Consider the following 22,984-nt stretch of genomic DNA (forward strand, 5'->3'; position numbering starts at 1 on the left):
ATACGACTGTATGAGCCCGTCATGCGATGGTGGGTCAAAGTGCAAGCAATAGTAGGCTGGTGCGCCCGTTGCGCCCTCGTTAGGCTATTCCTGTTGGATCAAGGGAAGTGAGCTAACAACAACATCGACGCGAGCCCCGGCGCTCGCTGGCGATTCATCGGGGTGCACATCATGGACGTGGCGGATCTGAAGGTATTCGACGCTGTCGCTCGCCTCGGAAGCATGAGCCGCGCAGCGCTGGAGTTGCATACGGTGCAGTCGAATGTCACGGGACGCATCCGGTCCCTCGAAGGCGAAGTGGGTGTCGCGCTGTTCGAGCGGCATGTGCGCGGCGTGAGGATGACACCCGCCGGGCAGCGGATGCTGCCCTATGCGGCGCGAGCGGCGCGGCTGGTCGCCGACGCGCGGCTTGCCGCACTCGATGACGGTCCGCCGTGCGGCACGCTCGCCATTGGTGCGTTATGGACCACGGGTGCGCTGCAACTGAGCCGCGCGTTGAGCCACTTCGCGAGTCTGTATCCGCAAGTCGGCTTGTCGTTGACGACGGGCACGAGCGACGGGTTGACGGACGCTGTCGCCGGGTGCCGTCTGGATGGCGCATTCGTGGCGGGCCCGCAGGACGATCCCGGTCTCGATGTCGAGACGGTCTTCCGCGAAGAACTCGTGCTCGTGACACCGGCTGCGATGCGCTCGCTGAATGAAGTGGGAAGCGTTGGAAATCTGAAGACCATCGTGTTCAGTCAGGGCTGCTCATATCGCGAGCGACTCGATTTGCTGCTTGCCGAAATGGGGATACTGTCCGTCGCAGCGCTCGCATTCGGCTCGATCGACGCGATCCTGTCGTGCGTCGCGGCGGGCATCGGCATTACGTTGTTGCCGCGCGGGATCGTGTCGAATGCGCAGCAGAGGAATCACGTCGCGGTCCACCCGCTCGAATCCGAAACGGCATGCATGGAGACGCTGTTCGTTCGGCGGCGCGACGCTTATCTGTCGAATGCGATGCGTGCGTTTCTCGATGTTGCGCGGTCCGAGGCCGGGCCGCTGCTTTGATCTCGTGCTGGCCCCTTGAATGATCTTGCTGCATTCAACCTGGAGATGCTGATGATGGAAAGGTTTGGAATCCGCTCGTTATTCGGCTTGTTGCTGACTGCTGCGATCAGCAGTGCGCCGGCGTCGGGTCAGACATGGCACGAGAGCCGCGTGTCGTACCGGGTCGCAAACGTGGATGGGTTGTCCATCTTTTATCGCGAAGCCGGTCCACGCGATGCGCCCACGGTTCTTCTGCTGCACGGCTTTCCTTCCTCGTCTCGCATGTTCGAGCCGTTGTTGAAGCGGCTAGGCGACCAGTATCATCTGGTCGCGCCGGACTTCCCCGGCTTCGGGCATAGCGATGCACCTGCGCCCACGAGCTTCGCCTACACGTTCGACCATATCGCGGCCGTGATGAACCGGTTCGTCGAGACGCTCGGACTCAAGTCGTATGTGATCTATATGCAGGACTATGGCGGGCCAGTCGGATTTCGCGTGGCGATCGCGCACCCCGAGCGCGTGAATGCGCTGATCATCCAGAACGCCGTCGCGCACGAGGATGGGCTCGGGCCGCTATGGAACACCCGCCGCGCGTTCTGGGCCGACCGTCAGGCAAACCAGGCAGCCGTCGAGCAAAACCTGATGTCGTTGCAGGCGGCGAAGCAGCGCCACATTGGCTCGAGTCCTGACGTGCAGTCATACGATCCCGATCTATGGACGGACGAATACGCGTTCCTGAGCCGACCCGGCCAGCGTGAAATTCAAAGCGATCTCTTCTACGACTATCGAACTAACGTCGCATCCTATCCGCGCTGGCAAGCATGGCTGCAAAAGACACAGCCGAGAACGCTCGTCGTGTGGGGCCGTTACGATCCGTCGTTCCTGCCGGCGGAAGCAGAGGCGTATCGGCGCGATCTTCCAAAGGCGGAGATTCACGTTCTCGATGCGGGACATTTCGCCCTCGACGAAAAGCCCGATGAAATCGCCGAGCTAATGCGCGGTTTTCTTGCAGCTAAAAACCAATAAACAGAATATCGGTTTATCGCTGCGCGCCGTAGCTACTGCAATCGCTGCGCGCAGCGCGATAGCATCATATCGTCGCTAGTTTGACATCCCCCCTCACTTTATTCCTTCACACAGCAAACCACGTGCGACTTTGCTTTGCGCTTGTCGTCGTTTGGGACAACAATGTGGTGTGTTGCCGTATCTGCATCAGACAATCCGCGATCTGCGAAAAGGTTTCCTCACTCGTTAATAAGGAGGCGAAATGGTTCCAGGACCGAGTTCGACTTCAATCAAAAGAAATGGCGAAGGCAAGCCGTCAGTCGTGTATGTCATCGACGACGATGAATCGATCCGGTATGTGTTGAATGGCCTGGTGCGGTCGGTGGGTTTGCATGTGGAGACGTTCGAGTCACCGAAAGACTTTCTCGCGTTTCCCAAGTACGACGCACCCAGTTGCCTGATCCTCGATGTCAGGTTACGAGGCGAGAGCGGTCTGGCTTTCCAGCAGGAAGCGCACCGCTGCGGTGTGCGCATGCCGATCCTGTTCATCACGGCCCATGGTGACATCGAGATGACGGTCAAGGCGATGAAGGCGGGTGCGCTGGATTTTTTCGCCAAACCATTCCGCGATCAGGACATGCTCGACGCGATCGCTCACGCACTCAAGCGCGACGCCGAGCGCCGCGAGTCGGAGCACGCATTGGCAACGCTGCAAGAGTCGTATGAATCGCTGACGCAACGCGAGCGCGAAGTGATGAAGTTCGTGGTGGCCGGCATGTTGAACAAGCAGATTGCCTATGAGCTGCATCTGAGCGAAATCACCGTGAAGATTCATCGTGGGCAGGTGATGAAGAAAATGGCGTCGCGCTCGCTTCCCGACCTCGTTCGAAAAGCAGAGGCGCTTGCCATCGATCAACGGCAGACGAGTGCGAACTGATTCGCGGCGTGTTGCGCTTTGCGCCGCTCGCCCTCGTTGTGCCAACACCTATTTCCATCTGTTCAAAAGACAGTTTCATCTCTTTCGTCAAATTCACGCCTACAAATGCCGTAAACGGGTCAATAATTCTGCACTCCGTTGAAATAAAGCGTGCGGCATTTGAAGGTGTTGGAAAAGAATGAGACTGTCTCTATTCGATGCGTCACATGCAGGAACAGTTGTCGGGCTCGCTCTCGGGCGCGCCCGCTCGACGGCTGCATTGAGCGCGAGCGTATTGGTCCGAAACGCAACGTTTTAGATGATGCCGACGAACAGGCGGCGCGGCTTTGCAATCGGCGCAGCCGAAGTGCGCTCGCTTGCGCAAGGTCGTCGTCCGCTTCCGTTGTGTTCTTTATTGATCCGTGTTGGAGGTTGATATGAAATTCCCTTTGTCGTTCGCGTTATTTTGCAGCCTGTCGTTCACGTGTATGCCGATGCATGCGCAACAGCAGCCTCAGCCCGGCTATCACTACACGTTGCCGACCAGTCTTGCCGTCGAGGCAGCGGAAGAAGCCATTCGCGTGTGCGAACAGAAGCAGTACTGGGTGACCGCGACGGTAGTCGATATGGATGGTGTGCCGCAAGTCGTGATCCGCGGCGATCACGCAACGGTGCACACGGGCGAATCGAGCTTCAGAAAAGCATTTACTGTCGTGACGCTGGGACCGGAATTCGGCTTCGACCGTTCGAGCGGATTCTTCGAGCTGGTTAAAACGAGTCCTTACGCGCCGCAACTCGCAACGGTTCACAACGTGATTGCGTTGCCGGGTGCTGTGGCGTTCAAGGCGGGCGGCGAGATGGTGGGCGCGCTGGGAATCGGCGGGGCGCCAGGCGGGGATAAGGATGAAGTGTGTGCGGCTGCGGGTGTCGCTAAAGTGGCGAACCGGCTGCCGCACTGATAGCGAGGCGAGTGCCTCGCTATCCGTTTTTATGCTGCGGCGAGGCCGCCATCGACCAGATAAATAGCCGCCGAGAACGTGACGATCGACAGCACCGTGCTGATGAGAATCGACGTCGCGGCTTCGCTTTGATACGCGCCCGCTTCGTTGGCGAACATCGCGGGAATGGTCGCGGACGGCAGCGCGCACAGCAGGATCATCTGTTGCGCGTAGAGGCCATGCACGCCGAGCAGGACAGTCGCCGCGAACATCAACAGCGGATGAATCAGCAGCTTGAGCCCGAGGTTCGCCCAGACTTCGCTCGACAGCTTCAGCTTGACCGACGACATGATCAACCCGAGGCAAAGCAGCGAAACGCCAGGCGTTGCCTTGCCGAGCAGATTGAAGGATTCGGCGAGTACGGGCGGAAACTTGATCTGCAGCAGCGAGCAGACGATGCCAAGCGCCGGCGCCCACATCAACGGGCGGCGCACCGCGCTCTTGATGCTGGCCAGAAACGCCTGCATGCCGCTTCCTTCTCCGCTTGCGACCGTCAACAGCATGGTGGTCAGCGGGATCATCACGAGGCTTGCGATCAGATTGAGAATGAGCACCGAATAGATGCTGCCAGCACCGAACATCGCCTGCAGGATTGGAATGCCCATGAACGCGGCATCGGGATAGCCGTTGACGAAGCCCTTGAGCGTCGCCGCCTTCAGTTCGCGATAGCGCCACCAGCCGAGCAGCAGCGCAACGGTGTACATCCCCATGATGCCGATGAACGTCGCGAGAATCAGTCTGAAGTCGAACAGCTGCGAGCGCGGCGTGCTCGCCATGCCGACCAGCAGCAGCGCCGGGAAGATCCAGCCGAGCACCAGCCGGCTGATGAGCAGACTGTCCGAATGATTCAGACGTTTTCGCTTGCCGGCGATAAAGCCGAGCACGATCACAAATGCAACGGGTAAAAGCGGACCCACAATCCTGTCTAACATCTCCTGACTCCAAGTTTTGTTATGCGATGCCGTAGCGGTGTTCGTTTAAAGGTTGATGCGATAGTCGCGAATCACATCGGGGTTCGGCTCGATGCCGAGGCCGGGGCCTTGAGGTACGTCGATGCGGCCATTGCGCGGAATGATGGCGTCGCCGTAGAGCTGTGCTTCGAGATCGAAGTAGCGCCATTCGATCAGCGACTTCGGGCCACCAAGCGCTGCGCTGGCGTGCACGCTGGCAAGCAGGCCGGGTCCGTCGTAGAAGGTGTGGACCATGACAGTCACGTTGTGCGCATTCGCCAATGCAAAGACCTTTTGCAGTTCCGTGATGCCGCCCATCTTCGCGGGGCTGGGCTGGATGAAATCGACGGAACCGGCTTCGAGGAGATGCTGAAAGTCCATCAACGTCGACGCGTTTTCGCCTGCCGCGACGGGAATGCCGCCTTGCCTGCGCACGGTGGCGAGACCCGCGTAGTTTTCGGGCGGCCACACGGGCTCTTCGATCCAGCGCAGATTGAACGGGCGGAATTGCCCGGTCATGTCGAGCGCTTCGCGAACCGTCCACGGGCAATTGACGTCGAGCGTGATTTCGATGTCGGGACCCGCCGCTTCGCGCGCGGCGCGCACGGTTTCGACGGTGACTTCATGGAGCTTCAAGTGTCGGTAGCCGCTGTCCACCGCCCGCCGCACGTTGCGCGCGACCAGTTCGGGGTCGGCATAGCGGATCAGGCTCGCGTAACACGCCAGCGAGGTCGCCTCGGCGCCGCCCAGCAGTTGATGAACCGGCTGGTTCGCCACCTTGCCCGCGATGTCCCACAGCGCGATATCGATCGCCGACAGGCCGTAGATAAACGCGCCGCTGCGGCCGAACACGTGGAATTTCTTCTGCAACTCGAACATCGACTTCTCGCGCAGCGCGACGTCGCGGCCAATCAGTTCGGGCGCAAGTATCCCGTCGATGACGAGCTTCACGGCGGGGATCGCCGTGAAGCCGAAGGTTTCACCCCAGCCGACGGTGCCGTCGTCCGTGGTGACCTTGACGACGAGCGAGTCGACCACTTGCAGGTCTTTGGGTCCCCACACGCCGCCCGCCGACGGTCCGCCCGTCGTAAAGGGAATGCGCAGGGGAATGGTTTCGATGCTGGCGATTTTCATCTGGACGTACCTCGAACGGGTTGCAGGGCGGACGGACGAAAGCCCGCCGTATGTTTTGCATGGTATGAGACATCCTGTTGTCCTTCAAGTGAACAAGTTGTTCCTTTTGTGCAAATCACTTGAGCGCGACGTGCAACAGAGGGCTTGATGGCAGGGGTTGGCGCGCGTTGACAGGTCAAGCACTGCGGGCGGGGGAGGGGCTGCGTCTGCGTCAGGATGTAGAATAAGAAGACAAGGAACAGCCCTTACACGACCATGAGCGAACTCAACGTGCGGCGCGTCGAACGGCGGCCCCATCTCGCGGAGCACATCACACGCTCGCTGAGCGACGAGATCGCGTCCGGGCGGCTGAAGCCCGGCGACCGTCTGCCTACCGAGCACTTTCTTTCCGAGAACTTCGGCGTCAGCCGCAACGTGGTGCGGGAGGCGATTGCGAGCCTGCGCGCGCAAGGCCTGATCGAGTCGCGCCAGGGCGTCGGCGCATTCGTTGCGGCGGTGCGCCAGCCGTCCGAACCGCTGCAGCCGGTGAGTTCACAACTATTGGAAGGCGACGACACGATCCGCAACATGTTCGAAGTGCGGGCCGTGCTGGAGAGCCAGGCCGCCGCGCTTGCAGCCCTGCACATGACACCGCGCAGGCTCAAGCCGATTCAGGCGGCCGTCGAACGCATGCGCTACGAAGGCGCCCCGACATCGGACACCGTCAACGCGGACCTCGATTTTCATCGTGCGGTGGCGGCTGCGTCGGGCAACGACTATCTCGCCGCGATGATCCGCATCGTGCTCGAACCGATGCGCCCACTGATCGCGGCGAACTTCGCGCGGCAAGGCCCGATGTTCGGCAAGATCCCCAACGCGGCACGCGGGGAGCACGAGACGCTGATTCAGGCGTTCGTCGACAAGGACGCCGCTGCCGCGCGCGAACTCATGGGGCGGCATATCGTGAGCGCCGCATCGCGCTTCGGTTACGACATTTCGTTTTTCTGAGCCTGCGTACTTACACCATGTAAAGAGTGATGTGAGTCGTACGCCGTTCATGTCTTCGTGCGTCGAACGTATAGTCGGCCCGTGCGTCGGCGATGCCTGGCCGACTGATACGCGCAGCCCGCCGGGCCGCGCCTGATCAGATGAGGATGGAACAGCGTATGAAACTGATATTTGTCGGCGATCCGATGTGCTCGTGGTGCTACGGCTTCGGCAAGGAAATGAGCGCGATTGCGCAGAGCATGCCGGATCTCGATGTGCAGGTCGTCGTGGGCGGCATGGCGGCGGGATCGACGCAGGTACTCGACGACGCAGCGAAACAGTTCAGGCTCACCCATTGGGCACGCGTCGAGCAGATGAGCGGCGCGGAGTTCAACCGTGAAGCGCTGATGGCGCGCAAGGACTTCGTCTACGATACGGAGCCGGTTTGCCGGGCTGTCGTGGCGGCGCGGATGGTTGCGCCGGGCGTCGATCTGCTGAAGGTGTTCCGGGCATTTCAACGCGCGTTTTACGTCGATGGACTCGATACGACGGATGGCGACGTGCTCGCGGAAATTGGCGCGAAGGCGATCGCGGAGCAAGGCATCGCTGTTACCGCCGATGCCTTCTTCGAAGTGTTCAGTTCCGACGAGGCCATCGATGCCGCACAGCAGGATTTTGCCCTGACGCGTCGTCTGGGCGTGCAAGGCTTTCCGTCGTTGTTCGTCGAAGTCGACGGAAAGATTGGCCGACTGAGTTCCGGCTATGCAACGGCGGGGCAGATCACCAAAGCGCTCGAATCGCTTGCCGCGTAGCGGTACAGCTAAAGCAAGTACAGCCACGCCAGCAGCGTCACGATGGAGAACAGCGTCGTCGTCGAAATGGCGGCGCCCGTCGATGTCTTCTCGACGTCGTACTCGACAGCGAGCACGTAGGCGCTCTTGGCCGTCGGCACGGCGGCGCAGATCACGGCCGCGAGCGTCGTCGCGCGATTCAACCCGACGGCGACGCAAAGCCCATACACGACGAGCGGCATCACAATCAGTTTGAGTGCCGCGAGCAACGCGTAGCGGCTCAGATGGCCGCGCAATTCGTCGATCGACAGGTCGAGGCCGATGGCGAACAGCGCGCAGGGCGTCAGCGCTTCGCCGAGGATGCCGAGATACGTGACAGCGGGCGCCGGCAACGTGAGTCCGCCGACCGACCACAGCAAGCCGAGGATCGTCGCAAGAATCACCGGGTTCGTGCCGATCTGTTTCGCGAGCGCGCCGCCGCGCATCTTGCGCGAACCCGTCTGCTGATCGACTTCGAGCAGCACGACGAGGGCGGGAAACATGATCGCGCCGACGAACACCGTCGCGACGGCCGCGGCGAGCACGCCATGCTGGCCTTGCAGCGCTCTGAGTATCGGAAGCGCAACGAACCCCGTGTTCGTCATCGAAACGATGGCGCCGAGCATGGCGCTTTTCCCGAGACTCGGGTGCAGTACGGTGCGCGCGACGATGAGCGCGGCGGCGAAGCAGATCAGCGAGCCTGCGCCGAACGCGGCGAGGAAGCGCCACTCCAGCAGCGATTCGAGCGGCTCTTTGGCGACGGTCAGAAAGACGAGGGCCGGCATCGCCACGTAGTAGGCGAACTGCATCAGCGGCCCGGCGACGGTATGCGGCAGATAGCCTGATATGCGGGCGAGCCAGCCTGTCAGGATGATCGCGAAGATCGGCAATATCAGACCTGCGATGTGCATGATGGCGCTCCCTGCGTAGATGGGACGTCCGGATGCAGTTGCGTGTGCAAGATTTCGCGGGTGATGTGCCGGGCCGGTCCTCAACCGTTAGACCAATCACACTATGGCCAGTCCGCAGGCACGATCTCGTCAGAGAAGAGTAGTCGATCTGGACGTCGGCGGAGAACGATCCTCGGCGCTATTTCAAGTCAGCTCGAGCGTCGCTACGCCGGACAGGATGACGACGGCGGCAATGGAACGGCCATGGCCCAACATCGTGAACCGCTCGCCGATGATCGGACCGCTTGCCAGCGCAACGTTTCCAGCTTGCATGAAGCAATGCGGCGAACAGCACGAGCAGCATGACGCGTGTGGACATGGCTTTTCGACTCTCTCTGTAGCTGACACGAGAATATCTATCTTGTGACAACCGGCAAAACCCGATAAATTGGCCACTCGCGTTAAATTAACTAACCCGAATGAAGCGAGCGTTGCCCCCGCTGAATGCGTTGCGAGCGTTCGAGGCTGCCGGAAGGTTGGGCAGCTTCAAGGAAGCCGCGGCGGAATTGCACGTCACGCATGGCGCCGTGAGCCAGCAGGTGCGCCTGCTCGAAGAGTGGCTCGGCGCGCCGCTGTTCGAGCGGCACAACCGGCGCGTCGAGCTGACGCCGGCTGCGAAGGCTTACCTCGATGAAGTTGGCCCGGTGTTCGAACAGCTCGCGCAGGCCACCGCGAGATATGGCGTAACGGGACGGGTGCCGCGAACGCTGACCGTCAATGCCGTGGCGACCTTCACGCTGCGCTGGCTGGTGCCGCGGCTCGCGCGCTTTCACGACGCGCATCCGGGGATCGACGTGAGCGTGGAGACGTCGAACGAGCCGCTGGAAAGCCTGAAAGAGACTTACGACGTGGTCATTCGGGGCGGCCCGGACGCGTTCTACGGATTCACGATGCGGCCGTTCCTTTCCGAGGAAAGGATTCCTGTCTGCAGTCCGGCTCTGCTCGAGCGCATCCCTCTTCGAACGCTCGACGATTTGCATCGGCACACGTTGCTGCACACGTCGAGTCTGCCGCGGGTCTGGCCGGACTGGCTGGCGAAAGTCGAGATGCCCGCACTCGTCCCCGCTGCCAACCTCACGTTCGATCACTTCTATCTCGCGTTGCAGGCTGCTGTCGATGGCATCGGCATTGCGATGGGGCCGACTGCGCTGATCGCCGACGACCTCGCTGCGGGCCGGCTCGTCATGCCATTCGATCACCCGCGTCTGCCGTCGCGCAGCTATTGCACTTATGTTCCAGATGCGAATGCGACAGATGAACTGGTCGTCACGTTTTGCGCATGGCTCGAACGGGAAGGCGGCGATTGTTCGGCATTTTCGATGACGTAATCCAGATTTGCCGATTCACGTTGGCGGATGTGGCGCATACACTGCCTGTCGGAGACTCGTAGCAATCAGGTGTCGATAGTGGACAGTGTCAATCTCGAAGTGTTGAAGTCCAGTGCGCGCTGGCTCGAACAGGGACATCGCGTGCTGCTCGTGACGGTCGTGAAGACGTGGGGCTCGTCGCCGCGTCCCGAAGGCGCGATGCTCGTCGTGCGCGACGATGGCGCGGTGGTGGGGTCGGTATCGGGCGGCTGCATCGAAGACGATCTGATCGATCGCGTACGTCAACGTGGAATCGAGCAGAAGAAGCCCGAAGTCGTGAAATACGGCATCAAGGCGGAAGAGGCGCATCGCTTCGGCTTGCCATGCGGCGGGACGATCCAGCTCGTGCTGGAGCCTTTGACGAAGGCGAGCGGCATCGCTGAACTGTGCGATGCCGTTGAAGATGGACGGCTCGTCGCGCGCACCCTCGATATGGAAACAGGTATCGCGCGTTTGAGTCACGCGCAAGCAACCGATGGCGTCGACTTCAACGACAAGCGTCTGCTGACGATACACGGCCCGCGTTACCGGATGCTGGTGATCGGCGCGGGGCAACTGTCGCGCTATCTATGCAGTATCGCCGTGGGGCTCGATTATCAGGTGACGGTGTGCGATCCGCGTGAAGCGTACACGGATGAATGGGACGTGCCCGGCACGAAAATCGTTCGCACGATGCCCGACGATACCGTGCTCGATATGAAGCTCGATGAGCGCTGCGCCGTGATCGCGCTCACGCATGATCCAAAGCTCGACGATCTCGCGCTGATGGAAGCATTGAAAACGCCTGCGTTTTACGTTGGCGCGTTGGGCTCGCGGCGCAACAACGCAGCGCGGCGCGAAAGGCTCAAGGAGTTCGATCTCAGCGAGGCGGAACTCGCGCGGCTGCATGGGCCGGTTGGGATCTATATCGGCAGCAGAACGCCGCCTGAGATCGCCGTGTCGATACTTGCCGAAGTCACGGCCGTGAAGAACGGCGTACACATGCCGGCATCGTTGCAGGTCGGAACGGCAAAGACCGCGCAGGGCAGGGCGGCGTCCATCGTCGATCCGGAACTCGCGTGCTTCGCTTAGCGCACGCCCCGAACCGGATTACTTCGCGTCAGTGGCCGTATCGAAGGGACTCAGTTGCGCGGCGGCGGCGAACATCTCCGTGAACTGATCGAGCGCCGCGAGCGTGTCGCGTCCGCTGCGCGTGATGCGGTAAAACGAAAACTCCACTTCCGGACGGATCACGTCGATGCGCACCTGGTAGTGCCGGCAAATGTGTTCGCAGAACGACGGCATGATCGCCACGCCAAGCCCTTCGTGTGCCATCGCAATCGCCGTCTGCAGATGGCCGATCACCGTGCGGCGGCCCGTCGTCACCTCTTCTTTCGACAGCGATGCCTCGATCAGCCGCTGCAACGGGTTGTCCTTCGGCAGCGTGATGAGCGGAAGCCCTTCCAGCGCGCGCCATTGCACGCCGTCGCGCGGCACCTTGCCGATGCCATGCGCGCTTTCCATCGTCGACGAGACCACGACGAGCCGCGTCGGAAAGATCGGCACGCGGTCGATGCCCGATAGCTGCGAAAAGAAAATCCCGAACGCCGCATCGAGATCGCCTTCCTCGACCATCTTCAGCAACTCGCCCGGCGGACGGTCGACGAGTTCGATCTGCGCATCGGGGTTGGTCTCCGCGAAACGCGCGAGCACTTGCGGCATCAGGCTCGCGGCGATCATCGGCGTGCAGCCCAGCAGCAGCGAGGCCTGCTTTTGCCGGCCCAACTCGTTCAACTCGATGACGGACTTTTCGAGCGTCTCGACGATCTTCATCGCCGTCGGGTAGAACAGGCGGCCCGCTTCCGTCAGCGCGACAGTGCGGGTGGTGCGCTCGAACAGGCGGCAGTTGAGCTGGGTTTCGAGTTCGCGAATGATCGCGCTCAGTGCGGCCTGGCTCAAATGCATGCTCTGCGCGGTCTTCGTGAAGCTCGATGCGTTCGCGACGCCGAGAAAGACTTTGAGTTGTTTGAGGGACAGGTTCATCGACGGCGATCCTCGAAGGCAGGGCACGGTGGGGCTGCCCGGATTCTATCGCCGTGCAGGCGTGTCCGCGACCGGGACAAGACCCGATCGCGGATACGCTGCCGCCGTGACGCGGCGCCGTTTTATGCCGCGCAAACGTTGCAACAGCGTGTTTCGACCGAAAGCGGGCGGGCGCGGCGCTCGTTACGCGAATGCGTACCGGCCTTCATCGTCGCGGACGATGGTCCGCGTGGCGCCCGTATCTTCGAGCCAGCGGACGATTTCGCGGCCGTCGCGCGTGCCCGTTGCCGACATCAACTCGGTGAAACGCTTCGGACCATGCGCGAGCGCGGCTTCGAGCGAGTCGAAGCGCGCACCCGTGAACGCCGGCGGCGTCGGCACGCGGTGTTCGAGATCGCGCTCCTCGCCCGGACGCAGCAGCGGCAGCGTGAGGTCGAAGCCGACCTTTGCCGTCACTGCCGCGCCATCGAGCGACGGATCGAGTGGCATCGCGCGCATGCCGCTGTGCATCACGAGATCGCGGTCGGCCTGGAAGCGCGTCGCGAGTGCCCAGTCCATCTGCTCATCGGAGAAGATGTCGATGTCGGGATCGACGACGAACACATGCTTGACGTTGGCGAGCGACGCGAACACGGCGGCGATCGCATTGCGCGCTTCGCCGGGCACGCGCTGTTGCATCGCGACGCGCACGTTGAACATGCCGCCCGTTGCGGGGCTCGCATACACGCTCCTGATCTCGCGCACGGCCGTTTCGAGCGCGCGCCAGACGGTCACTTCCGTGCGCAGCGCGGCGAGTTGCGCGGTATCGGTGCGCGCCATCGTGCGACCGCCGATCGTGCAGGTCTGGAACACCGCATCCTTGCGATGCGTGATGGCCGTCAGATGAAACACCGGGTTCGTCTTGATGCCGCCGTAATAGCCAAGGAATTCGCCATACGGCCCTTCCGGCTCCGCGTGGCCGCGTTCATCCAGATAGCCTTCGAGGATGAACTCCGCGTCGGCGGGGACGAGCAGATCGTTCGTCACGCATTTGACGACGCCCATCGGCGCGCCGCGCAACGCGGCGACGAGTTCGAGTTCGTCGGCGGGAATGCGCATCGTCGCGCCGATGTGGTCGATGGGATGCGTGCCGACGGCGAATGCGATCGGCAGCCGCTCGCCGCGCTTCGCGTGGGCAATGGCGATGGCGCGCAGATCCGACGGCGCGACGAGATCGACGCCCGCCGTGCGCCGGCCGCGCAGCATCAGGCGGCGAATGCCGACGTTGGTCCAGCCGGTGTCGGGATCGACGGCGAAGTCGATCGATGCGGAGATATACGGCGCGCCGTCCAGATCGTGCTGCAGATGCACGGGCAGCACAGTGAAGTCGCATTCGTCGCCCGTCAGCACGACCTGTTGCACGGGCGCTTCTTCGCGTCGCACTTCGACGAGCTTGCCTTTGCTGCGCAGACGGTCGCGCACGACTTCGAGCAGGTGCGCGGGCGTGGTGTCGAAGGCTTTGGCGAGGCGCGTACGGCTTGCCGCCACGCTGCCCGCCAGCGACACCGTGCCGCCCGCCGGCTGCTGGAACCACACCGCGCGCGGGTTGCCTTCCATGATGCGGGCGATATCGGCGAGATCGACGGGCTCGTCGCGCCGTTCGAGTTCCGTGTCGTCGAGCGACGCGAGAAAACGCCTCAGACGGAAGCGTTCGAGGTCAGGCAGTTCCGCGCCTTGCGCGGTCGAAGGAATGGCTGTCTTGGGTCTCAATGTCGTGTCCTGATGTGCAGAGTGCGACGCGGTGCGCACCCTTAGAAGCGTGCTGACAGCGCAGTGGCCGCGAGGTGCGCGGCAAAGCCGCTCGAACCTGCGGCGGACATGTCGGGCGCGAGATGCAGGAACTGCTTGACGGCGCGCAGCGTGACGGCGCTGCAGCCGAGCAGCGTGTCGGCGAGCGCATCGGCTTCGTCGTCGAGCGACGCAACGGGCACCACGCGGCTCACGAGACCGGCAACGAGCGCGTCCTGCGCCGTCAGCCGCGCGCGGCTCAGCACCATGTGCGCAACCGTCTTCACGGGAACGCGCCCGATCAGCGCGGACATGACGAGCGTCGGCGGAATGTCGCGCTCCATTTCGGGGATCTGGAAGATCGCGTCGTCGGCGGCGAGCGCGACGTCGCACACGCCTGCCAGCGCGCAGCCGACCCCGATCGCTTCGCCGCGCACCACGGACAGCACGGGCACACGCACCGCTTTCAATGCGTCGTAGAGCGCGAGCGGCGGCGCGGCGACGACGCGCCGCAACGTTTCCGCCGACGGCTTGGCGCCTTGAGGCGGCATCGGCGACTGGCGGCCTTTGCAGAAGTCCTTGCTGCTGCTGACGATACGCACGAGCTTCGTATCGTCGTCGATCGTGGTGACGGCGGCGATGATGGCATCGCTCATCGGCTGATCGATCAGATTGCCGTTCTCAGGCCGGTCGAGCACGATGTCGAGCAGCGCGCCTTTGCGGCGGATAGCGACGGATTCAGTTGACATGTGCGCCTCCTTGAGCGCGATGGATGTATTCCCAGACTACTTTCGGCGTGGCGGGCATCGCGAGTTCATCGTTGCCGTACTCGCGCAGCGCATCGGCGAGCGCGTTGAAAATCGTCGCTGTTGCAGGTGTGATGCCGCTTTCGCCGCCGCCTTTCACGCGCAGCGGATTGCCATGCGTCGGGTCTTCCGTCAGTTCCACATTGAGCGGCGGAATCACGCCGGCGCGCGGCATGCCGTAATCCATGTACGAACCTGTCAGCACCTGCCCCGTATCGCGATCCACGTAGAAGCCTTCGGAAAGCGCCTGGCCGATGCCTTGCGCGAGCCCGCCATGCACCTGACCTTCGACGATCAGCGGGTTGATCGGCTGCCCCACGTCGTCGACGGACGTGTAGTTGACGAGTTCCACCATGCCCGTATCGGGGTCCACTTCGAGCTCGCAGATGGCGGCGCCCGTGGGATGCGCGGGAACACGCGTGTTGACTTCGGCGTGTGCGTAGAGCTTTTTCATCGACGGGTCGCCGGGCACGCCGTCCTTTGAAACTTGGCGCGCAACTTCGGCGAGACTGATCCGCTTGCCCGAGGCGGACGCGGTGAACGACGCATTTGCGAATTCGACGTCGGATGCGTCCACGCCGAACAGCGCGGCGGCCACCTGCTTGCCCGTTGCGACGATCTGCTGCGCGGTATCGACGAGCAGCATGCCGCCCAGGCGCATCGTGCGGTCCGAGTGGCTGCCGCCGCCGACGCTCACGAAGGCCGTGTCGCCCGTGCGCAGCGTCACGGCTTCCATCGGCACGCCGAGCTGATGCGCGATGACCTGCGCGAACGTGGTTTCGTGGCCCTGGCCCGTCGACTGCGTGCCCGACACGATATCGACGCTGCCGTCCGCGCGTACCGTCAGTTCGATGCGCTCGCGCGGCGCGCCGACGGGCGACTCGATGTAGTTCGCCAGGCCGATACCGCGCAAGCGGCCGTTTGCCCGCGATTGCGCACGGCGCGTCTCGAAGCTGTCCCACTGCGCGAGCGTCAGCGCGCGCGCCATGTTGCGCTCGAATTCGCCGCTGTCGTACGTGAGGCCCATCGGGCTGCGGTACGGCAGCTTGTCGTGCGTGACGAGATTGCGCCGGCGAATTTCCGCGCGCTCGATACCGAGTTCGGCAGCGGCGAGATCGAGCATGCGTTCGATCACATGCGTCGCTTCGGGCCGGCCCGCGCCGCGATAGGGCGCAGTCGGCACCGTGTTGGTCATGACGGCGCTGACGTGCACGGCGGCCACGGGCACGTCGTAGACGGTCGTCATGATGCGCGTGCCATTCGACATCGGCACGTAGGACACCGTATGCGCGCCGACGTTGCCGATCCATTCGTTGTCGATGGCGAGAATGCGGCCGTCTTTCGAAAAGCCGATTGCGGAACGGATGATCGCGTCGCGGCCCTGATAGTCGGACAGGAATGCTTCGCTGCGGTCGCTCGTCCACTTCACCGGCCTTCCGATGCGTCGCGCGGCCCACACCACAGCCAGTTGCTCGACGTAGACGAACGAGCGTGGTCCGAAGCCACCGCCCGTATCGGGGCAGACGACGCGCATCCGGGCAGGCGGCACTTTCAACGCGGCGGCCAGCACCAGTTGCTGGCGCACTGCGCCCTGACTGCCGGAGATCAGCGTGTAGACGTCGTTGGCCGCGTCGTGCATGCCGATCGCGCTGCGCGGCTCCATCTGGCAATTGACGAGCCGGCTGTGATGAAACTCACGGCGGATCACGTGATCCGCTTCCGCGAGAATCTTGCGCGCGGCTTCGCGGTCGCCGATCTGCGTCTGGAAGCACAGGTTGCCCGGCGCGCCGTCCCACAGTTGCGGCGCGTCGGGCTGCATCGCGTCGGCGCCGTTGATGACGGCATCGAGCACGTCGTAATCGACTTCGATCAGCTCCGACGCATTGCGCGCCTGCAACGGCGTTTCGGCGATCACCATCGCGATCGCCTCGCCGACATAGCGCACGCGGTCGACGGGCAGCGGAATATGAAGCTGATTGAAGATCGAACCCGTCAGCGACGTGAGGAAAGCCTTCTTCGTCGCGTCGACGGCGTCGACGGGATTCGGCACATGATCGACGCCCTGAAAGCCATCGTCGAGATAGTCCTGGCCGACCAGCACGGCGATCACGCCGGGCGCTTGCTGCGCGGCGCTGATATCGACAGAACGCAATCCTGCATGCGCGTGAGGCGAGCGCAGAAAGGCCGCATGCAGCTGGCCATCGACGCGAATATCGTCGGTGTACTGGCCGTTGCCCGTCACGAAGCGCTGGTCTTCGACGCGAGGTATCGGTTTGCCGATCATGACGCGTGTTCCTCCGTCTTCGCGAAGGGCGCTTCGGGGTACATCTCGCGTGCGGCGTGGCGCACCGCTTCGATGATGTTCACGTAGCCCGTGCACCGGCAGATGTTGCCTTCCAGCGCGTGACTGATGCTCGCCACATCGAGCGCCGGTTCCTTGCGCAGATAGAACGCGCTGGCCATGATCATGCCGGGCGTGCAAAAGCCGCACTGCAGGCCGTGGCACTGCACGAACGCATTCTGCACAGGGTGCAGCTTGCCGCCGCATTGCGCGCTCAGACCTTCGACGGTCACGACCTGTCCGCCGCTCGCCTGAGCCGCGAGCACCGTGCAGGACTTGACGGCGTTACCGTCGAGATGAACGGTGCACGCGCCGCATTGGCTCGTATCGCAGCCAACATGCGTGCCCGTCAGCCGCACATGCTCGCGCAGAAATTCGACGAGCAGCGTGTTGTCGGGCACGGCGTGCGAGACGTCCGTGCCGTTCACCTGAAGCTGGACTTCAACCATGATTCACCTGTCTTTCCCGTTCGTGCAGCGTGCTCATTCGGCAGCGGGTTCGTTCGCTGCGCTGAGCGTCGCGTTGAAGCGCTTGAAGAACTCGGCCGCGAGCTTGTTCGCCACCGACGTGACGAGCCGCGAGCCGATCTGCGCGAGCTTGCCGCCCACCTGCGCTTCGGCCACGTAAGTGAGCAGCGTGCCGTCTTCGGCATCGGCGAGCGTGACGGTCGCCGTCATCTTGCCGAAGCCCGCAATGCCGCCTTCGCCCTGGCCGAGAATCCGGTAGCCATTCGGCGCATCGCGTTCGGACAGTTCGAGCGTGCCCTTGAAGCGCGCTTTCACGGGCCCGACGGAGGCGACCACGACGGCCTTGTACTCGTCTTCGTTTTCCGCCGTGAAGGCTTCGCAGCCGGGAATGCATTCCTGCAGCACGGCCGGGTCGTTGAGTCCTTGCCATACCTGTTCGCGCGATGCCGCGATGGTTTGCGATCCGGTGAATTCCATCCTGTTCTCCTGAATTGAGCGGCGTCGTTACGACGCGAGCAGCGCCTGCAATGCGCGGCGGGTATAGGTTTCGATCAGATGTGCGCGATACGATGCGGACGCGTTGGCGTCGTCGGGCAGCATGTCGCGGTCGATCCACAGCGATGCGAGCGCGGCTTCCGACAAGTCCTGTTGCAACGCGGCTTCCGCATCGAGCCAGCGGAACACCGACGCGCCCGCGCCCGTCACGGCGACGCGCACGGCATCGTCGTACTGCGCGATGAACACGCCCGTCACCGCATAACCCGATGCTGGGTGCCGGTACTTCGCATAGGCAGCGCGGCGCGGAATGGCGAACTCGATCGCGGTGACGAGTTCGTCGGCTTCGAGCGCGGTTTCGAATGTGTCGATGAAATAGTCGTCGGCGGGAATGCGTCGCTGCGACGAGGTGATGATGTGCGCGTTCAGCGCGAGCACGGCGGACGGATAGTCCGCTGCCGGGTCGTTGTTCGCGACCGATCCGCCCATCGTGCCGCGGTTGCGCACCTGCGGATCGGCGATCACGCTGGCCAGATGCGCGAGCGCGGGAATCGCTTCGCGCACGACATCGGAGGCGGCCACTTCCGCGTGCTTCATCAGCGCGCCGACATGCAGCGTGTCGCCGCGCACTTCGATGCCGCGCAGTTCGCCGATGCGCGTGAGGTCGATCAGATGCGACGGCGCGGCGAGGCGTTGCTTGAGTGTCGGGATCAGCGTCATGCCGCCCGACAGCGGCCGCGCTTCGTCATGCTCGCGCAACCAGGCGACCGCTTCGTCAAGCGACGCTGCGCGCAGATAAGTCGTCTCGTACATGTTGTCTCCTGCGGCATGCGTGTGGTCATCGCGCATGCCTGACTTCTGTGTTGACCGCTATGGCCCGCTATGGTCCGCTATGGTCCGCTACGGTCCGCTATGGTCCGTTAGGCTCCGAGAGCCAGTTTTCCAGCGCAGTGGCGAGCGCGACGGGCACTTCGTACATCGGGTAATGTCCCGCGTTCCGCAGCGTTTCCAGCGTGGCGTTCGGATACCACGCGAGCCATGTGCGCGTCATCAGGTCTGCCGTGATGGTCGGATCATGCTCGCCGACGAAGAGCTTCACAGGCGTCGGGTTGCCGTCGACCTGCGCGGCGAAGTCTCCTGTGGCCCATTGCGGCAGATAGCCCGCGAACGCTTCGCGCCGCGAGTCGCGCAGCGACAGTTGCGCGAGATGCGCGCTCCACGGCGACGCGAGCCGGCTGCCCGTCGAAAAGTGAATGATGCCGGCGCGCTTCGCGACGTCGTCGATGCAGGCGGAAAACATCGCGACGCGCGCTTCGTCCATGCGCGAGCCGCACGCGGGCACGGCGGATACGCCCGCCATTTTGACGATCCGCTCGGGCGCGGCGAGCAGCACGCGCTGCATCGCCATGCCGCCCATCGAATGGCCGATCAGGCTGAAGCGCTGCCAGTCGAGATGATCCGCGAGCGCGAGCACGTCGCGCGCGGCTTCGTCGAACGTGAACGCGCCGTCGATATCACGCGACAGCCCATAGCCGCGATAGTCGAAGAACGCATAGGAGAAGCGTTCGGCATCGAGCGCCGGCGTGAGCGCGTGCCAGTCGGCGGCACTGCCGAACCAGCCGTTCAGTGCGATGACCTTGTGCGGGCCGTGTCCGAATTGCCGGAAACCGTTGAGCGTCGTCATGGTTCAATGCTCCCCGGCCGCGAGTGGATACGGCAGCGCGGCAGCGATGCGCCCGCGGCATTCGCCGAAGCCGATCGATACGGCACCCGGCGCACTGGCGCGCGCGCTCAACACGATCTCGTCGCCGTCTTCGAGGGCAATGCGCGATTCGCCGGTCGGCAGCGCGAGCGGCTTCTTGCCCGCTTCGCTGAGTTCCGTCAGGCAAGCGCGCGATGCGTCGCTGGCGCCCGAAATCGTGCCGCTGCCGAGCAGATCGCCCGTGCGCAGATTGCAGCCGTTGCTCGTGTGATGCGCGATCATCTGCGCAAAGGTCCAGTACAGATTGTCGGGCTGCGTGTGCGTGATCTGCATGGCGGGCATGCGATCGCTGCGCATCGCGGCGGTGGACAGATGCGCGTAGAGGTCCAGATTCAGGCCGCCGCGTTGCTGATCGTGCGCGCCGCGCAGATGCGGCAGGATCGCGGGATCGCCCGCTGCGCGTGATGGCGCAGCCTTGCGGAACGGCGCGAGCGCTTCTTCCGTGACGAGCCACGGCGATACGCTGGAATGGAAGCTTTTACCGAGGAACGGACCCAGCACCTGTTCGAACCACTGAATGCTTTTGGCCGACCAGTCGTTGAGCAGGCAATAGCCGAACACGTGATTGCGCGCGTCGTCAATCGCAATGGGGCGCGTCAACGCATTGCCACGACCGATGACGGCCGCCAGTTCCAGTTCGAAATCGAGCATCGGCGCGGGGCCGAAACACACGTTGCCGTCGGCGTCGCGGAACTGGCCGTACGGGCGCCGCACGTCGCCGCCGCTCACGCGTAACGAAGAAGCGCGACCGTGATAGGCAATCGGAAGCGATTTGAAAGCAGCAGGCAGCGGATCGGCGAGACCTTTGTAGCGGCCATGGCGCTCGGTGTGATGCAGCGAGGTCAGAAAGTCCGTGTAGTCGCCGATCGCGCACGGCAGCGTCAACTCGACGTCGGTCACGCGCGGCAGCACGGCGTCGATCGATGAGGCGAGGCGCGAACGCGCGGGCGCATCGTGTTTCAGCAGATCCGACAGCGCCGCGCGCAGCGCGCTCACATGGCGCGCATCGAGCGCCATCAGCGCGTTCAGCGTGCTGTCACAGGCCGACGCGCAGGCGATCGCCGCGTCGCCGTCGAGCAGGGCCAGATCGTGCAGCGCGCGCAGATCGACGACGCGGTCGCCGATCGCCACGCCCGTGCGGATTTCGCCGCTGCGCGCAAACGCGCCGAACGGCAGGTTCTGAATGGGGAAATCCGTGTCGGCAGCATTTGCCGATTCGATCCAGCTTCGCCGCGCCGGATCGTGCGTGATATTCAGTGCACTCATGCGGGGCGTGTCTCCGATACAGCTTTATCTTTTTCAGCGGTCCAGGCGTCGAGCGCCGGCCGAGCTCGCATTTTATAGCCTGCCAGCTCTTCGACGGGCGCAACCGGGACGGTCAGCTCGACGCGCAGTCCGTTCGGATCGAAGAAATAAATGGAGCGCACGAAATGATGGTCGGTGACGCCGAGCACGTCGATACCATGTTCGATCAGGCGCGCTTTCATCGCTTCGAGCTGTTCGAGCGTTTCGAGCCGCAGCGCGATGTGATTGACCCACGAAGGCGTGTTCGGCGAGGGCAAGGCAGCCGTCGCATCGCCGAGGTCGAAGAACGCGATGTTCGACCCGTCGGCCATTTCGAAGAACACGTGCACATACGGGCAGTATTCGCCCGTGCTCGGCACGCGGTCGAGGCGGATCACATGGACGAGCTGCAGGCCGAGAATGTCTTCGTAGAAATGGCGCGTTTCTTCGGCGTCGCGGCAGCGCCACGCAAAATGATGCAGGCCGAGCACGGGCGCCGGGCTGGAGTTGGACACGGTGTCTCCTTGTAATGCGGTTCGTACAGGCTGTCGTGGTGCCGTATCAGACTTCGACGCTGTCGACGTCGTATTCGAACAGCCAGTTGTAGCGCTCTTTCACGCGCTCTTCGCTCCATTCGCGATCCACATAAGCGGCTGCGCCTTCCGCATGCGCGAGCTGCGGATTGTGAAAGCGCGTCGCATTCGCTGCGGAGCCGCGCACCACGCGCGCCGTGCGGTCGAGCCGCAGGGCTTCGTAGCGTTGCAGCGCGAGGGGGATATCGTCGGCGTAACGTTCGAGGCAGCGCGCGAGCAGATAGCCGTCTTCGATCGCCATGCCCGCGCCCTGTGCGAGAAACGGCAGAGTGGGATGACAGGCATCGCCGAGCAGCGTGGCGTGGCCGTGGCTCCAGCGCGCCATCGGCTCGCGCACCATCAGCGCCCACTTGTACGGAATGTCGATGGCCGAGATCAGCGTGCGCACGTCTTCGTGCCAGCCGTCGAAATCGGCGAGACATTCTTCGAGCGTGCCGCGCTCGGACCACGATTCGACCTGCCAGCCGGATTTTTCGATAGCGCCGACAAAGTTGATCAGCGTGCTGCCGCGCAGCGGATAGTGGATCACGTGCGCGCCCGGGCCGACCCAGTTCGCGCCGTACGACTCGCGCAAATGTTCGGGAAGCTTCGACGCGTCGATCACGCCGCGCCACGCCATCACGCCGGAAAAGACCGGCTCGTCGGGACCGAACAGCGCGCGGCGCACGCGCGAGTGCACACCATCCGCGCCGATCAGCAGATCGCCTTCGCAGGTTTCGCCGCTGACTGCCTGCACGACGACCTTGCCGTTCTGCTGCGAGAAGCTTTCCACCTTGTGATTGAGCCGGATCGCGTCGGGCTTGAGCGCGCGCACGACGTCGGCGAGTTTTTCATGCAGGTCGGCGCGATGCAGCGTGAAATAGGGGAAGCCGTAGGTCTCGCGGGATTCCGCGCCGAGATCGAAGAGGCGCCAGGTCTGGCCCGTGTTCCAGAGCCGCACGCGCTTGCCGAGCGGTTCGCATGCCAGACCTTCGAGCGCATCCCCGACGCCCAGCCGGAACAGCACGCGCGTCGCATTCGGACTCAGCTGCACGCCCGCGCCGATTTCCTTGAGCGCCTGCGCCTGTTCGAACACCGTGACATCGAAACCTTTTTTCAATAGCGCGGCCGCAGCCGTCAATCCGCCGATACCGGCGCCTGCAATAACTATCTTCATTCGACGATTCGACCTCTTTCGTAATGGGCGCGTTTTATCGACGTTGCTTATCAATCAATCGATAATATTTGTGAGTGACTAACCCGGTGAAATCGGAAATCACTTTAAATCAGCGAATCGCGCGAAAGAAGCAAATTAATCCGAAT

23 protein-coding genes are annotated in these 22,984 nt (G+C 63.2%); 8 read left to right on the forward strand and 15 right to left on the reverse strand.

Annotation, left to right across the window (positions count from 1 at the left end):
- The first annotated feature begins 171 nt into the window (after positions 1-171).
- The 4 genes from PPGU16_RS31010 to PPGU16_RS31025 all read left to right on the forward strand — a co-directional run bounded on the left by PPGU16_RS31010 (position 172) and on the right by PPGU16_RS31025 (position 3,909).
- Positions 172-1,050: a LysR substrate-binding domain-containing protein gene (locus tag PPGU16_RS31010; RefSeq protein ID WP_180726546.1), complete on the forward strand. Its 879-nt coding sequence runs from the start codon at positions 172-174 to the stop codon at positions 1,048-1,050.
- A gap of 51 nt (positions 1,051-1,101) precedes the next feature.
- Positions 1,102-2,055 carry an alpha/beta fold hydrolase gene (locus PPGU16_RS31015; protein WP_180726547.1) on the forward strand — a complete coding sequence of 318 codons (954 nt, stop codon included), beginning with the start codon at positions 1,102-1,104 and terminating at the stop codon, positions 2,053-2,055.
- Between the two features lie 241 nt (positions 2,056-2,296).
- Entirely contained in the window at positions 2,297-2,971 is a 675-nt protein-coding gene (locus PPGU16_RS31020; RefSeq protein ID WP_180726548.1) for a response regulator transcription factor, read from the forward strand.
- A 416-nt stretch (positions 2,972-3,387) separates the two neighbouring features.
- Positions 3,388-3,909: a GlcG/HbpS family heme-binding protein gene (locus PPGU16_RS31025; RefSeq protein WP_180726549.1), complete on the forward strand. Its 522-nt coding sequence runs from the start codon at positions 3,388-3,390 to the stop codon at positions 3,907-3,909.
- A 29-nt stretch (positions 3,910-3,938) separates the two neighbouring features.
- Here the strand turns inward: PPGU16_RS31025 and PPGU16_RS31030 are convergent, their stop codons facing one another.
- On the reverse strand, positions 3,939-4,880 hold the full coding sequence (locus PPGU16_RS31030) for an AEC family transporter (RefSeq protein WP_180726550.1): 942 nt from the start codon (positions 4,878-4,880) through the stop codon (positions 3,939-3,941).
- A gap of 45 nt (positions 4,881-4,925) precedes the next feature.
- Positions 4,926-6,032 (reverse strand): mandelate racemase/muconate lactonizing enzyme family protein, encoded by a 1,107-nt coding sequence (locus tag PPGU16_RS31035; RefSeq protein ID WP_180726551.1) that lies wholly within the window; start codon positions 6,030-6,032, stop codon positions 4,926-4,928.
- Positions 6,033-6,287: 255 nt separating this feature from the next.
- Between PPGU16_RS31035 and PPGU16_RS31040 the strand changes: the two genes are divergently transcribed.
- Both PPGU16_RS31040 and PPGU16_RS31045 read left to right on the forward strand, forming a co-directional pair.
- Positions 6,288-7,019 carry a FadR/GntR family transcriptional regulator gene (locus PPGU16_RS31040; protein ID WP_180726552.1) on the forward strand — a complete coding sequence of 244 codons (732 nt, stop codon included), beginning with the start codon at positions 6,288-6,290 and terminating at the stop codon, positions 7,017-7,019.
- 158 nt (positions 7,020-7,177) lie between these two features.
- The gene (locus tag PPGU16_RS31045) at positions 7,178-7,810 is read left to right on the forward strand and encodes a DsbA family protein (protein ID WP_180726553.1); all 633 of its coding nucleotides are present in this window, start codon (positions 7,178-7,180) and stop codon (positions 7,808-7,810) included.
- A gap of 8 nt (positions 7,811-7,818) precedes the next feature.
- Here the strand turns inward: PPGU16_RS31045 and PPGU16_RS31050 are convergent, their stop codons facing one another.
- Together PPGU16_RS31050 and PPGU16_RS43125 are read right to left on the reverse strand one after the other, a co-directional pair.
- Positions 7,819-8,739, reverse strand: a complete 921-nt coding sequence (locus PPGU16_RS31050) for an AEC family transporter (protein WP_180726554.1) — start codon at positions 8,737-8,739, stop codon at positions 7,819-7,821.
- Between the two features lie 183 nt (positions 8,740-8,922).
- Positions 8,923-9,051 carry a hypothetical protein gene (locus PPGU16_RS43125; RefSeq protein ID WP_274599998.1) on the reverse strand — a complete coding sequence of 43 codons (129 nt, stop codon included), beginning with the start codon at positions 9,049-9,051 and terminating at the stop codon, positions 8,923-8,925.
- 146 nt (positions 9,052-9,197) lie between these two features.
- Here PPGU16_RS43125 and gcvA point away from each other — a divergent pair, with 146 nt between their 5' ends.
- Complete coding sequence (gene gcvA / locus PPGU16_RS31055; protein ID WP_180726555.1) at positions 9,198-10,106, forward strand: transcriptional regulator GcvA; 909 nt, start codon at positions 9,198-9,200, stop codon at positions 10,104-10,106.
- A 78-nt stretch (positions 10,107-10,184) separates the two neighbouring features.
- Positions 10,185-11,216, forward strand: coding sequence for an XdhC family protein (locus PPGU16_RS31060; protein WP_180726556.1), 1,032 nt, complete (start codon positions 10,185-10,187; stop codon positions 11,214-11,216).
- Between the two features lie 18 nt (positions 11,217-11,234).
- On the opposite strand, the gene PPGU16_RS31065 is transcribed toward PPGU16_RS31060, so the two are convergent.
- The 11 genes from PPGU16_RS31065 to PPGU16_RS31115 all read right to left on the reverse strand — a co-directional run bounded on the left by PPGU16_RS31065 (position 11,235) and on the right by PPGU16_RS31115 (position 22,838).
- Positions 11,235-12,167, reverse strand: a complete 933-nt coding sequence (locus tag PPGU16_RS31065) for a LysR family transcriptional regulator (RefSeq protein WP_180726557.1) — start codon at positions 12,165-12,167, stop codon at positions 11,235-11,237.
- 183 nt (positions 12,168-12,350) lie between these two features.
- On the reverse strand, positions 12,351-13,916 hold the full coding sequence (locus tag PPGU16_RS31070) for a UbiD family decarboxylase (RefSeq protein WP_180726558.1): 1,566 nt from the start codon (positions 13,914-13,916) through the stop codon (positions 12,351-12,353).
- Positions 13,917-13,957: 41 nt separating this feature from the next.
- The gene (locus PPGU16_RS31075) at positions 13,958-14,683 is read right to left on the reverse strand and encodes an enoyl-CoA hydratase/isomerase family protein (protein ID WP_180726559.1); all 726 of its coding nucleotides are present in this window, start codon (positions 14,681-14,683) and stop codon (positions 13,958-13,960) included.
- Positions 14,673-17,024, reverse strand: a complete 2,352-nt coding sequence (locus tag PPGU16_RS31080; protein WP_180726560.1) for a xanthine dehydrogenase family protein molybdopterin-binding subunit — start codon at positions 17,022-17,024, stop codon at positions 14,673-14,675. Before PPGU16_RS31080 ends, PPGU16_RS31075 begins: the two co-directional genes overlap by 11 nt.
- Positions 17,021-17,530: a (2Fe-2S)-binding protein gene (locus tag PPGU16_RS31085; protein ID WP_180726561.1), complete on the reverse strand. Its 510-nt coding sequence runs from the start codon at positions 17,528-17,530 to the stop codon at positions 17,021-17,023. The genes PPGU16_RS31080 and PPGU16_RS31085 overlap by 4 nt, the downstream gene beginning before the upstream one ends.
- Before the next feature lie 33 nt (positions 17,531-17,563).
- A complete protein-coding gene (locus PPGU16_RS31090) occupies positions 17,564-18,025 on the reverse strand; it encodes an SRPBCC family protein (protein ID WP_180726562.1) in 462 nt (153 codons plus the stop codon).
- Positions 18,026-18,052: 27 nt separating this feature from the next.
- Positions 18,053-18,856, reverse strand: a complete 804-nt coding sequence (locus PPGU16_RS31095) for an FAD binding domain-containing protein (protein ID WP_180726563.1) — start codon at positions 18,854-18,856, stop codon at positions 18,053-18,055.
- Positions 18,857-18,953: 97 nt separating this feature from the next.
- Positions 18,954-19,727: an alpha/beta fold hydrolase gene (locus tag PPGU16_RS31100; RefSeq protein ID WP_180726564.1), complete on the reverse strand. Its 774-nt coding sequence runs from the start codon at positions 19,725-19,727 to the stop codon at positions 18,954-18,956.
- Positions 19,728-19,730: 3 nt separating this feature from the next.
- On the reverse strand, positions 19,731-21,071 hold the full coding sequence (gene fahA, locus PPGU16_RS31105) for a fumarylacetoacetase (protein ID WP_180726565.1): 1,341 nt from the start codon (positions 21,069-21,071) through the stop codon (positions 19,731-19,733).
- Positions 21,068-21,604, reverse strand: coding sequence for a VOC family protein (locus PPGU16_RS31110; protein WP_079491296.1), 537 nt, complete (start codon positions 21,602-21,604; stop codon positions 21,068-21,070). Before PPGU16_RS31110 ends, fahA begins: the two co-directional genes overlap by 4 nt.
- Before the next feature lie 46 nt (positions 21,605-21,650).
- Positions 21,651-22,838 carry an FAD-dependent monooxygenase gene (locus tag PPGU16_RS31115; protein ID WP_180726566.1) on the reverse strand — a complete coding sequence of 396 codons (1,188 nt, stop codon included), beginning with the start codon at positions 22,836-22,838 and terminating at the stop codon, positions 21,651-21,653.
- Positions 22,839-22,984 lie beyond the last annotated feature (146 nt).

The organism is Paraburkholderia largidicola, from assembly GCF_013426895.1.
GTDB lineage: Bacteria > Pseudomonadota > Gammaproteobacteria > Burkholderiales > Burkholderiaceae > Paraburkholderia > Paraburkholderia largidicola.